The sequence below is a fragment of the Streptomyces hainanensis genome (assembly GCF_004348415.1).
Taxonomy (GTDB): Bacteria; Actinomycetota; Actinomycetes; order Streptomycetales; family Streptomycetaceae; genus Streptomyces; species Streptomyces hainanensis.
In genome coordinates this window covers 1-11,879 of record NZ_SMKI01000240.1, presented here as the reverse complement: position 1 = coordinate 11,879, position 11,879 = coordinate 1, and the positions used below count along the sequence as shown (strand labels likewise).

General features: G+C 72.1%; 13 protein-coding genes. 6 read left to right on the top strand and 7 right to left on the bottom strand.

The features are described 5' to 3' along the window. The 6 genes from E1283_RS21405 to map all read right to left on the bottom strand — a co-directional run. Window positions 1-1,226: alpha-amylase family glycosyl hydrolase (locus E1283_RS21405; protein WP_132819732.1), on the bottom strand; the 1,226-nt coding region annotated here is incomplete at its 3' end. Between the two features lie 28 nt (window positions 1,227-1,254). Next, entirely contained in the window at window positions 1,255-2,154 is a 900-nt protein-coding gene (locus E1283_RS21400) for a carbohydrate ABC transporter permease (RefSeq protein WP_132819731.1), read from the bottom strand. After that, window positions 2,151-3,269 (bottom strand): carbohydrate ABC transporter permease, encoded by a 1,119-nt coding sequence (locus E1283_RS21395; RefSeq protein WP_243744997.1) that lies wholly within the window; start codon window positions 3,267-3,269, stop codon window positions 2,151-2,153. Before E1283_RS21395 ends, E1283_RS21400 begins: the two co-directional genes overlap by 4 nt. Window positions 3,270-3,345: 76 nt before the next feature. Beyond that, window positions 3,346-4,737, bottom strand: coding sequence for an ABC transporter substrate-binding protein (locus E1283_RS21390; RefSeq protein ID WP_132819730.1), 1,392 nt, complete (start codon window positions 4,735-4,737; stop codon window positions 3,346-3,348). Window positions 4,738-4,787: 50 nt separating this feature from the next. Then, a complete protein-coding gene (locus tag E1283_RS21385; protein WP_132819729.1) occupies window positions 4,788-5,456 on the bottom strand; it encodes a biliverdin-producing heme oxygenase in 669 nt (222 codons plus the stop codon). 131 nt (window positions 5,457-5,587) lie between these two features. Beyond that, window positions 5,588-6,454 (bottom strand): type I methionyl aminopeptidase, encoded by an 867-nt coding sequence (map, locus tag E1283_RS21380; RefSeq protein WP_132819728.1) that lies wholly within the window; start codon window positions 6,452-6,454, stop codon window positions 5,588-5,590. 62 nt (window positions 6,455-6,516) lie between these two features. On the opposite strand from map, the gene E1283_RS21375 reads away from it, so the two are divergent. From E1283_RS21375 to E1283_RS21365, 3 genes are all read left to right on the top strand, one after another. Further along, window positions 6,517-6,801, top strand: a complete 285-nt coding sequence (locus tag E1283_RS21375) for a hypothetical protein (RefSeq protein ID WP_132819727.1) — start codon at window positions 6,517-6,519, stop codon at window positions 6,799-6,801. A 47-nt stretch (window positions 6,802-6,848) separates the two neighbouring features. Continuing rightward, complete coding sequence (npdG, locus tag E1283_RS21370; protein ID WP_132819726.1) at window positions 6,849-7,553, top strand: NADPH-dependent F420 reductase; 705 nt, start codon at window positions 6,849-6,851, stop codon at window positions 7,551-7,553. 134 nt (window positions 7,554-7,687) lie between these two features. Then, the gene (locus E1283_RS21365) at window positions 7,688-7,900 is read left to right on the top strand and encodes a hypothetical protein (protein WP_132819725.1); all 213 of its coding nucleotides are present in this window, start codon (window positions 7,688-7,690) and stop codon (window positions 7,898-7,900) included. 39 nt (window positions 7,901-7,939) lie between these two features. Here the strand turns inward: E1283_RS21365 and panB are convergent, their stop codons facing one another. Further along, window positions 7,940-8,821, bottom strand: a complete 882-nt coding sequence (panB, locus tag E1283_RS21360; RefSeq protein ID WP_132819724.1) for a 3-methyl-2-oxobutanoate hydroxymethyltransferase — start codon at window positions 8,819-8,821, stop codon at window positions 7,940-7,942. Between the two features lie 276 nt (window positions 8,822-9,097). On the opposite strand from panB, the gene E1283_RS21355 reads away from it, so the two are divergent. From E1283_RS21355 to pspAB, 3 genes are all read left to right on the top strand, one after another. After that, window positions 9,098-10,135, top strand: coding sequence for an endonuclease/exonuclease/phosphatase family protein (locus E1283_RS21355; RefSeq protein WP_132819723.1), 1,038 nt, complete (start codon window positions 9,098-9,100; stop codon window positions 10,133-10,135). An 87-nt stretch (window positions 10,136-10,222) separates the two neighbouring features. After that, window positions 10,223-11,116, top strand: coding sequence for a zinc metalloprotease HtpX (gene htpX / locus E1283_RS21350; protein ID WP_132819722.1), 894 nt, complete (start codon window positions 10,223-10,225; stop codon window positions 11,114-11,116). A 30-nt stretch (window positions 11,117-11,146) separates the two neighbouring features. Continuing rightward, on the top strand, window positions 11,147-11,734 hold the full coding sequence (gene pspAB, locus E1283_RS21345; protein ID WP_132819733.1) for a PspA-associated protein PspAB: 588 nt from the start codon (window positions 11,147-11,149) through the stop codon (window positions 11,732-11,734). Window positions 11,735-11,879 lie beyond the last annotated feature (145 nt).

Here is an 11,879-nt window from a genome sequence, read left to right as displayed (position 1 = left end):
GTGGAGAAGCCGGCGTTGGGGGAGTCGTCCCACTGCATGGGGGTGCGGGAGCCGGCCCGGTTGTAGCGCTTGCCCAGCCGGCTGCCCTCGTGGTCGGGCAGGTCGGGGACGAACCGCATGCCGATCTCGTCGCCGTAGTAGATGGCCGGCAGCGTGGGCCAGGTCAGTTGGAACGCGAAGGCGGGCGGGAGCTGTTCGGCGGTGCGTGGGCCGCAGGCGAGGCGGGAGAAGTCGTGGTTGGCGGTGGGCAGGGTGATGTGGCCGCGGTCGCCGATCACCGAGCTGACGCTGGACCAGGCCTCGACGAAGGTCTCGGCCGTGCCGCCGCCGTCCGCGTCGAAGAAGCAGTGGCGTTGGGTCCAGTGGTCGGCCACGGTGCCGTGGTTGTTGCTCCACAGCGAACGCAGCGGCAGACCGTCCGACGGGCCGCCGAACTGGAGGAAGAAGTCGGAGTGGAAGCCGGCCGGCACGGAGACCGCCGGGTCGCCCCACTCGGCGAGCAGCGCCGCCTGGGGGTGAGTGTCGTCGAGCCAACGGCGCAGCTCGGCCCAGAGCTTGGAGGTCTCGACCAGTTCGGGGTCGTCCTTGACGAGGGAGTGCGCCATGTCGACGCGGAAGCCGGCGAGGCCGAGGCGCAGCCAGTGGTCCATGACGCCGCGCAGCGCCATCCGGTTGGCCTGGGGGCCGGGGGCGTCGATCGGTTGGCGCCAGGGTTCGGCCGGGTCGGTGCGGGCGTAGCCGAAGTTGAGGGCGGGCTGGCTGTCGAAGAAGTTGGGCAGGTAGCTGCCGGGGCGGCTGCCGGGGGAGGCCACGAAGCGCGGCGGCCGGTCCTCGGCCCAGATGTAGCGGTCGTTGTCGGGGTCGTCGGCGGCGGCGAGGAACCAGGGGTGCTGGTCCGAGGTGTGTCCGGCGACCAGGTCGAGCATCACCCGGATGCCGTGGCCGCGGGCCGTCTCCACCAGCCGGGCGAGGTCGTCGTCGGTGCCGTAGCGGGGGGCGAGGGAGAGGTAGTCGGAGACGTCGTAGCCGGCGTCGAGGAACGGTGAGGCGAAGCAGGGGTTGAGCCAGACGGTGTTGACGCCGAGCCAGGCCAGGTGGTCCAGGTGTGCGGTGACGCCGTCGAAGTCGCCGACGCCGTCGCCGTTGGAGTCGGCGAAGCTCTGCGGATAGATCTGGTAGAGCACGGCGTCGGCCAGCCAGGACGGGACGGGACGGAAGGGCGACATGGCAGCGGAACACCTTTCTCGAGGTCGCTCAGCCCTTGACGGCGCCCGCGGTGAGCCCGGAGACCACGGCGCGCCGGAAGATCAGGACCAGCAGGGCGATGGGCAGCACCGACACGGTCGCGGCGGCGAAGATCGTCCCGTAGGGCACGGTGAACTGGCTGCCGAACAGGGCGAGTCCGACCGGCATGGTCCGGTAGCGGTCCGCCGTGTTGAGGGTCAGCGCGATCAGGAACTCGGTCCAGCAGGCGGTGAAGGTGAAGATGGCCGCCGTGAACACGCCGGGCGTGGCCTGCGGCAGGATCACGGAGAGCACGGTGCGCAGTGGCGAGGCGCCGTCCACCCACGCGACCTCCTCCATCTCCTTGGGGATGCTCTGGAAGAAGTTCCGCAGAATCCAGATCGCGAACGGCACGTTGAGCGCCGTGTAGACCAGGATGAGGCCCTGGTAGCTGTTGAGCCAGCCCATGTCGCGCATCAGCAGGAACAGGGGCGCGGCCAGGGCGATGGTGGGGAAGAGGGAGATCATCAGCAGCGACACCATGATCGGCGCCTTGCCGCGCAGCGGCAGCCTGGCCAGGGCGTAGCCGGCGAACGCGCTGAGGCTCAGCACCAGCAGGGTGGCGATCACCGAGACCAGCACCGAGTTGAGCAGGTAGGTGCCGAAGTGGTTGTCGGTGAAGGCGTCCCGGTAGTTGGCCCAGGTGGCGTTCTCCGGCCAGGCGGTGGGCGGGTGCGTGCCGATCTCCTCCGGCGGTTTGAGGGAGGTGGCGGCCATCCAGTAGAGGGGGGCCGCCACGAAGGCGGCGACGGCCAGCGCGGCCGCGTTGGGCCAGCTGAGCACGGCGCGCAGCAGTCGGCCGGCGCGGGCGCCCCAGGGCTCGCGGCCCGTCGCCCCGGTCGCCTTCGTGTCCGTCGCCGCCGTCGTCATGCCCCGGCCTCCTCGTCGCCGACGCGGGACTTGAACGCCCGCAGAAAGACCAGACAGCCGACCAGCACCAGGCCCGCGGTGCTGGCGGCCACCGCCGCGCCGGGACCGAAGTCCAGGTTGGTGAACATGACCTGCCAGCCGAGCAGGGCCAGGGACTCGGTGGCGTTGCCCGGGCCGCCGCCGGTGAGCACGAACGGCAGGTCGAAGATGCCGAACGCCTGGAGGATCCGGAACAGCACGGCGATGGTCAGCGCGGGCCGCAGCAGCGGCAGCCTGACCCGCCAGAACGCGGTCCACGGCCCGGCGCCGTCCACCCGGGCGGCCTCGGTGACCTCGCGGGGCAGCATCATCAGGCCGGCCAGCACGATGATCGCCACGAACGGGGTGGTCTTCCAGATGTCGGCGACGGCCATCGAGACGACGGCGGGCCCCGGCGTGCCGAGGAACTGCGGCGCCGAGCCGGTCACCCCCTCGACCACCGACGTCAGCACCCCGTAGACGCCGTTGTACATGTACGCCCACAGCTGGGCCGAGACGACGGTGATCATGGCCCAGGGGAGCAGCAGCAGGGCCATCATCCAGCCGCGGCCGGCGCTGAGCCGTTCGAGCACCAGGGCGACGAGGGTGCCGAGCACCAGCTCGGCGAGGACGGTGCCGACGGTGTAGAGCACGGTGAACAGCAGCGCCTGGCGCCAGCGTTCCGAGCCGAGCAGCATCGCGTAGTTGTCGGTGGTGAGCCCGGAGAGTCGGAAGCCGCCGGACGAGACCTGCACGTTGCTCAGGCTCATGGCGACGGAGAAGACGATCGGGAAGAGCGTGACGGCCAGCACGACGAGCAGCGCGGGCGTCGCGAACATCCAGCCGAGGCGGGCGAAGCGGCGCTCCAGCGCGGTCCTGTGGTGACCGGGGTGCAGGGTCGGTCTCCGGCGGCGGCGCCGTTCCGGCCGTGGCGGCTCGGGCCGCGGCGACGCGGTGGCCGGGGGCGGCGCGCCGGGGGCGCCGGGCGGCACGGGCCGCAGCGGCACGTCCCGGTCGGGTCCCGGGGCGCCGGAGTAGGGGATGGCCTGGCCGTCCTCGTCGTCGGGCGAGTTGGCCGGCCCAGGGGAGTCGGTCATCCGGTGCCCCCCCTCGGGTGCGGCCCGGCCTGCGACGCCCGCCCGGCGCTCCTCTCCGCGCTCCTCACCGCGGGCCTCACAGCGCGCGGCCCTTCAACGCCTTGCCGATGTCGTGCTGGGCGGCGCTCAGCGCCTCCTTCGGGGGCACGGAGCCGGCGAGCGAGCCGTTGATGTTGGTGAAGATGCCGTTGCTGACCTGGGCGTAGCGCGGCGAGTCGGAGGGGCGGGAGACCAGCGGCACGGTGGCGGCGGCCGCGAGCGGCGGGTTGTCGCGTTGCAGCTCCTGGTCGTTGAGCACCTCGCTGACGGCCGGCAGCACGGAGTTCTCGGCCAGCATCCGCTGGGCGGTCGGGCCGGTCATCCACCTGATGAACTCCAGGCCGGCGCCGATGGCGTCGCTGTGCGGATTGATCATCAGGTTCCAGCCCCCGGTGCCGGAGGGGCCCGGCCGGTCCTCGCCCTCGAAGGCGGGCATCGGGCTCATGCCGATCTTCCCGGCGATCCGGGAGGTCTCCGGGTTGTTGGCCTCGCCCCAGGCGTAGGACCAGTTGCGGTGGAAGGCGGCGTCGCCCTCCACGAAGGTCTGGAGGGACTGCTGTTCCTGGAAGCTGGTCATCGCGGCCGGCACCACCCGGTCGGTGAGCATGCCGCGCATGAAGTCGAGGACCCGGCGGTTCTCCGGGCTGTCGATGCCGGCCTGCCCGTCCTCGGTGACGCTGCGGCCGCCGGCCGCCGCCGACAGTTCGGTCCAGTTGACCGTCAGGCCCTCGTAGTTGGCCCACTGGGCGACGTAGCCGTAGCGCACGTCGCCGGCCCGCTGGAGCTTCTCCCCGGTGTCGGCCAGTTCCTCCCACGTCTTCGGCACCGGCAGGTCGTGCTTCTCCAGCAGGTCCTGGCGGTAGAAGAGGAAGCCGGTGTCGACGTAGAGCGGCGCGCCCAGATGGTCGCCGTCGTGCAGGGTGACGTCGACGCGCTCCCTGGGGAACCGGTCCCAGAAGTCGTCGGGCAGGTGGGCGTCGAGCGGCATGGCGAGCTGCGCGTCGCCGAACTGCGCCGGCCAGACCACGTCGCCGCTGTAGACGTCGATGGCGCCGGAGCCGCCGGAGATCTCCGTGGTGAGGGTCGCGCGCATGGTGTCGGTGTTGTTGGGCGCGGCCTGGTAGGTCACGGAGATGTCGGGGTGTTCCTCCTCGAAGGCGTCGACGAGCCGCTGGGGCAGCCCGTCGGGACCGAAGTTGATCGCGTACCAGGTGAGGGAGCCCCTGGCCGGGCCCACCTCACGGGGAGCGACCGAGGCCGAGCCGTCACCCGAGCCGCACGCCGCGGCCAGCAGGACGGTGATGACGCAGAGCACGCTCCCTCGGGTGCGTGTTCCGCGGATGGTCGTGCCCAGGACGTGCTCCTTGTACTCCTTGTGCTCCTTGCGGACGAGCGCCGAGTGCCTGGGCCCAGACTCGCGCGCCCGCATTCCACCGCAAAGCCTAAAACGCTCTTATCGGGAAACGTCACCGAAAACGGCTATCCCCGGGGGCGGGTGACCGCCTCGCCGAGATCGCCGAAGAGCGCCGTGTTGAGCGCGAAGGCGCGCTTGCACTCGTCGACGATCCGCAGCCGCTCGGGGCCGTCGGCGGGCAGCGCGTCGAGGAGCGCCCGGTACTCGCGCTTGAACGCGGCCGGGTTGGCGATCGCGTCGAAGACGTAGAACCGCACGCCGTCGCCCTTGCGCGCGAAACCCCAGGTCTTCTCGGCCGTGCCGCGGATGATCTGGCCGCCGGAGAGGTCCCCGAGGTAGCGGGTGTAGTGGTGGGCGACGTAGCCGCCCGGCCAGTCCCTGGCCACCTCCATCACGCGCGCCGCGTACGTCTCGGTGGCGGGCAGCGGCCGCAGCGTGGCGCGCCAGTCCGCGCCGTCGTGCAGGTGGTCGAGGTCGCGTTCGAGGGCCGCCGTGCGGAACAGCTCCGGCTTCACGAACGGGCCGGCCACCGGGTCGCCGGCCAGCCGGTCCGCCGTGCCCTCCAGCGCGCGGTACAGGAACCACAGCTGCTCGGTGTACGCCCGGAACGCCGCCACGCCGAGTCGGCCGCCCAGCATGTCGCTCATGAACGAGGAGTTCTCCGCCTCGGTGTGCTGCTGGTGCGAGGCCTCGCGGATCAGGGTGGAGAACGGGACGGTGGCGGTCAGGCTCATGGCGGCCTCCGGAGACGGTAGGCGGGCGCGCGGCGGGGTCGCCTCGCACCGCCATAGTGGCTAGTTAGGCTTACCTAAGTCAAGCGTTTGCCGACGCCCTGTCGGTAAGTCTGAGCCGGTGTCAGCGCCGGTCAGGGCAGCGTCAGCACCTCGGCGCCGTCGTCCGTGACCACCAACGTGTGCTCGAACTGGGCCGAACGGCGGCGGTCCCTGGTGACCACCGTCCAGTCGTCGTCCCACTTGTCCCACTCGTGGGTGCCCAGGTTCAGCATCGGCTCGATGGTGAACGTCATCCCCGGCTCCATCACCGTCGTCGAACCGGGCTCGTCGTAGTGCGGCACCAACAGGCCCGAGTGGAACGACGTGTGGATGCCGTGCCCCGTGAAGTCCCGCACCACGCCGTAGCCGAAGCGCCTGGCGTACGACTCGATCACCCGGCCGATCACGTTGATCCTGCGCCCCGGCCGCACCGCCCTGATCGCCCGGTCGAGCGCCTCCCGCGTGCGCTCCATCAGCTGCCGCGACTCCTCGTCGAGCGCCGCCACGCCCCCCACCGCGTACGTCGCGTTGGTGTCGCCGTGCACCCCGCCCACGAAGGCCGTGACGTCCAGGTTGACCAGGTCGCCCTCGCGCAGCACCGTCGAGTCCGGGATGCCGTGGCAGACCACCTCGTTCACCGAGGTGCAGATCGACTTGGGGAAGCCTCGGTAGCCGAGCGGCGAGGGGTAGGCCCCGTGGTCGCACAGGTAGTCGTGCGCCACCTGGTCGAGGTGGTCGGTGGTCACGCCGGGCGCGACGCGCTCGGCCGCCGCGGCCATCGCCCGCGCCGCGACCCGCCCCGCCACCCGCATCCGCTCGACGGTCTCGGCATCCTGGGCGTCGGGCCCGCGGTAGGGGGTGGGGCCCGGACGCCCCACGTACTCGGGGCGCGGGATGGCGGAGGGCACCCGGCGGGTCGCCGAGATCCTGCCGGGGACGAGAAGAGACTGGCCAGACATGCCGTCGAGTCTATGGACTCCACGGCTGGGCAGCGGACGCCGGGACGGCCAGGATGGGGACCATGGCCGCACTCTTTCGACGCAAGCCCTCAGGACGCCCCGGCGAGTGGTACTACTGCCTGCGCCACCACACGGTCGAGGAGGGGCAGCAGTGCCCCGCGAGGAACCGCCTCGGCCCCTACGGCACCCGCGGCGAGGCCGAACACGCCATGGAGACCACCCGCGAACGCGAGGACGAGTGGCGGGAGGACCCCCGCTGGAACGACCGGGACGAGGAGAACGAGCGGACCGCGGACGGCGAGAACCGACCGGACGGCGGGGACGGCACGGCACCCGGCCCCCGGTGACGCGGGCCGCAACCGGCCACCACCCACCGGAATGGCAGGATTCAGGCATGACCTCACACGATGCCGCGGCCCCATCACCCACCCGGGATCCCTGGCAACTGCCCGACGTCTCCGAGCTGGTGGTCGGCGTGCTCGGAGGCACCGGCGACCAGGGCCGGGGCCTGGCCTACCGGCTGGCCAGGGCCGGCCAGCGAGTCATCATCGGATCCCGCGTCGCCGAACGCGCCGAGACGGCGGCCGCCGAGCTCGGCCACGGCGTGCGCGGCCTGGACAACGCCGGCTGCGCCCGCGAGAGCGACGTGGTGATCATCGCCGTCCCCTGGGAAGGCCACCACAGGACCGTCGCCGCCCTCACCGGGGAACTCGCCGGCAAGCTCGTCGTCGACTGCGTCAACCCGCTCGGCTTCGACAAGAGGGGCGCCTACCCGATCGTCCCCGAGGAGGGCAGCGCCGCCGAGCAGGCCGCCGCCCTGCTCCCCGACTCCCGGGTGGTCGCCGCCTTCCACCACCTCTCCGCCGTGCTCCTCCAGGACCCCACCCTGGAGAAGATCGAGACCGACGTCATGGTGCTCGGCGACAACCGCGCCGACTGCGAGACCGTGCAGGCCCTGGCCGGCCGCATCCCCGGCATGCGCGGCGTCTTCGCGGGCCGGCTGCGCAACGCCCACCAGGTCGAGGCGCTGGTCGCCAACCTGATCTCGATCAACCGGCGCTACCGCGCCCACGCCGGAATCCGGCTCACCGACATCTGAGCGCGCCGGCCCCCACCACCACGGTGGGGGCCGGCGCCCGGGGCGCCCCCGGCGGGCGGACAATGGAACCCGCACGCCGGGCGCCCCGCGCGCCCGCCCCGCGCGTCCACCCGAAAGAACCCACTGGAGCCACCATGCCCACCGCCTCCCGGACCGGCCGGCCGCCGCGCGCCGCCCAGGACCGCCGGTTCGCCGGCTACGCCCTGCTGGTCTGCGCCCTGACCGTCGCCGCCGCCGTCGTGTCGTTCGTCAACGGCAACTGGCTGGGCGTCGTGTGGGTGCTGCTGGCCGGGCTCTCCTCCAACATGGCCTGGTACTACCTGCGGCGCTCCAGGGCGGCCGGCTGACCCCCGGGACTCCCCGGGGGCCTCGACCGGGCCGGCGGCTCAGTGGAAACTGTGCTGCTCGGCCGGGTAGGCGCCGCCCACCACGTCCTCCGCGAACGCCCGCGCCGCGTCCCCCAGCGTCTCGCGCAGCCGCGCGTACTGCTTGACGAAACGCGGCATCCGACCGCCCGGCCAGTCCGTCATCCCGGCCATGTCCGTCCAGACCAGCACCTGGGCGTCACAGTCGGGACCCGCGCCGATACCCACGGTCGGAATGTGCAGGCTCCGCGTCACCTCGGCGGCCAACTCGGCCGTCACCAGCTCCAGCACCACCGCGAACGCCCCCGCGTCCTGCACCGCCTTCGCGTCCCGCAACAGCTGCTGCGCCGCCTCCTCACCGCGCCCCTGCACCGGATGCCCCCCGAAGGCGTGGACCGACTGCGGCGTCAGACCCACGTGGGCCATCACCGGGATGCCGGACTCCACCAGCAGGGACACCTGGTCCGCCGAACGCTCGCCGCCCTCCAGCTTCACCGCGCCCACGCCGGCCTCCTTGACCAGCCGCGTCGCGCTGCGCAGCGCCTGGGCCGCGCTCTCCTGGTACGAGCCGAACGGCAGGTCGCCGATGATCAGCGCCCGCTGGGTGCCGCGCACCACCGCCGCCGACAACATCACCATCTGGTCGAGCGTCACCGGGACCGTGCTGTCGTATCCCAGGTGCGTGTTGCCCATCGAGTCCCCGACCAGCATCACCGGGATACCCGCCTCGTCGAAGACCGAGGCGGTCATGGCGTCGTAGGCGGTGAGCATCGGCCACCGCTCCCCACGCCGCTTCGCGGCCGCCACGTCACGCACGGTGACCCGACGGCTTCGCTTACCGCCATAGAGCCCCGGCACCTCCGGCTTCCCGGCCGGTGCCTGGGCAGTCGTGTGCTGCGTCATCACGCTGCTCCTGTTCAGGTCGTCTCGAGGCGCCATGACGGCGTCCCCGGATCGCCCCCATCGTCGCACTCCCGCGGCGGCCCCGGGAAGGGCGGTGGGGGACGCGGATCCGGCCCGGTACCTGTCTCCACCGGCCTTGACAACAAGTGGCCACCACATTGGCCGGAACCCTCACGCCCCGGTAACCGTCTTGGGCTTCGACGTGACGCACGCTCGCGTAGTGTTCGCGGAGCGGAAGCGCGATGGGCACCGACGCGATGGGCGGCGAGGGCAGGGATGGCACGGTTGTACACCCCGGACACCGAACCGGGACAGGGCCCCGAGGGAGACGGAGAGCCCGGCGCGTCCGACGACGAACAAGCACCGAAACCCCGCTGGCGCGACCGCGCCGGCCGGTGGCGCCGCGGCTGGTGGCCCGCCGGCCTCGCCCTGGCCCTCGCCCTGTTGATGACCCTGCACTCCAGGGTGCCCAACGACATCGGGAACCTCGGCAGCCTGCTCCAGACCTTCCTGCCCTGGGTGGGCCTCGCCATCCCGCTGCTCGCGCTGTGCGCCGTGCTCCGCCGCTCGGCGACGGCCGTGATCGCCCTGCTCGTGCCCACCCTGGTCTGGCTCAACCTCTTCGGCGGACTGGTCGTCGACAAGACCTCCGGCGGCGGCAGCCTCATGGTCGTCAGCCACAACGTGGACGCCGACAACCCCGACCCGGCCGGCACCGCCCGCGACCTGATCGACGCGGACGCCGACCTGCTCGCCCTCCAGGAACTGCCGATGGACTCCGCCGCCACCTACGAGGAGGCGCTGGCCGAGGCCTACCCGTACCACGTCACGCAGGGCACCGTCGGTCTCTGGAGCCGCTACCCGCTGGGCGAGGCCCAACCCGTCGACATCGGCATGGGCTGGGTCCGCGCCATGCGGACCCAGGTGGAGGCCGAGGGCGTCGGCGATGTCGCCGTCTACGTCGCGCACATGCCGTCCGTACGCGTCCAGTTCAGGGCCGGCTTCACCGCCGGACAGCGCGACGACGCGGCCGACCTGCTCGGCCAGGCCATCGCCGCCGAGGAAGTGCCCCGCGCGGTGCTCCTCGGCGACCTCAACGGCACCATGAACGACGGCGCGCTCGCCCCGCTCACCTCCGAGCTGCGCTCCACCCAGGGCGCCGCCGGCGCCGGCTTCGGCTTCAGCTGGCCGGCCGGCTTCCCGATGGCGAGGATCGACCAGATCCTGGTGCGCGACCTGGAGCCCGTCTCGTCCTGGACCCTCCCGGCCACCACCAGCGACCACCTGCCGGTGGCCGCCCGCCTGGACCCCTGAGGTCCGGCCAGTCCCGAAGTAAACGACATCTTTCCGCCGTTTTCATCCCCACTGTTTTACTTTGGGAGGGGAAGGGAGAGGTGTCAGATGTCGCGCACCCGTTTCGCCCCCGATCGAGGGCTCACCAACCGCATGGTGCTCACCATGTTCTTCCTCGGCCTGCTCTACGTCGTCCTGGTCGGGGTGCTGATCGTGGCGCTCGGCAAGTCCTGGCCGCTGATCGTGGTGATCGTCGGCGGCCTCTTCTTCGCCCAGTTCTGGTTCAGCGACCGGATCGCCGCCTACAGCATGGGCGCCCGGGAGGTCACCCCCGAGCAGGCCCCCGAGCTGCACGGCGCCGTGGACCGGCTGTGCGCCCTCGCGGACATGCCCAAGCCCAGGGTCGCCATCGCCGACACCGACGTGCCCAACGCCTTCGCCACCGGCCGGGGCCAGAAGTCGTCGCTGGTCTGCGCCACCACCGGGCTGCTCCGCCGCCTCGAACCCGACGAGCTGGAGGGCGTGCTCGCCCACGAGCTGTCGCACGTCGCCCACCGCGACGTCGCGGTCATGACCATCGCCTCGTTCCTGGGCGTGATGGCCGGCCTGATCACCCGAATAGCCCTCTGGACGGGCCTCGGCCGCTCCCGCAACAACCAGAACGCCCTGCTCCTGCTGGTCCCGCTGGTGAGCGCGGTGGTCTACGTGATCAGCTTCCTGCTGACCCGCCTCCTCTCCCGCTACCGCGAGCTGTCCGCCGACCGCGCCGGCGCCCTGCTGACCGGCCGCCCCTCGGCGCTGGCCTCGGCACTGACCAAGGTCTCGGGCCAGATGTCCCGCATCCCGACCCGCGACCTGCGGCAGGCCGAGCCGTTCAACGCGTTCTTCTTCGCCCCCGCGCTGTCCGGGCAGGGCCTCAGCCGGCTCCTCTCCTCCCACCCCACGCTGGAGCAGCGCCTGGAGCGTCTCGGCAAGCTCTCCACCGATCTCGGCCGGCCGTGACTCCCCTGTATGTGAGTGGGTGATCCACCGATGGGCTTCCTCGACGCGATCCTGGGCCGCAGCAAGCCGGCCCGCCCCGACCTCGACCAGCTGTTCGCGGTCCCCTCCGCGGCCGTCACCCTCCAGGCCGGCGCCGGCTTCGTACCCACCGGCCTCGGCTCGGTCTGCTTCGCCAGCGTCGAGGGCGGCGCGTTCTCCCGGGTGCGGGACGAGGTCAGGGACCTCCTCGACGCCGACACCGCCACCGGCGGCCTCCCCGTCGAGTTCAGCCAGGACTCCTACGGCTACACCTGGCTGCTCGCCCGCCAGTCCGCGGACGACGTGACCACCCTCGTCAACGACCTGCACGCGGTCAACACGCTGCTGCGGGACGCGGGCTTCGGGCCCCAACTGCTCTGCTCCCTCGTCGGCTTCCGCTCGACGGCCGACCAGCGGCCGCTGGCGCTGGTCTACCTCTACAAGCGAGGCACCTTCTACCCGTTCGCGCCCCTGGCGGGCGCGAAGGAGCGGCGCGACAACCAGCTGGAACTCCAGACGAGGGCGCTCCTCAAGGACGACCTCCGGCTGGAGCCGGACCTGGGGCGGTGGTTTCCGGTGTGGGGAGCCCCCGGTCTCTGACCCGAGGGTTTCCCCCCACCCGGCAGTCCGGTGATCTCGGCCAGGTGCGGGGTGACGGAGGCGGCGCCGCCTCCGCCGCCGACCAGGACGACGGCCTCCTCGTCGAGGCGGTAGTCGCGGATCATGCGGTCCACGACCTCCCGCA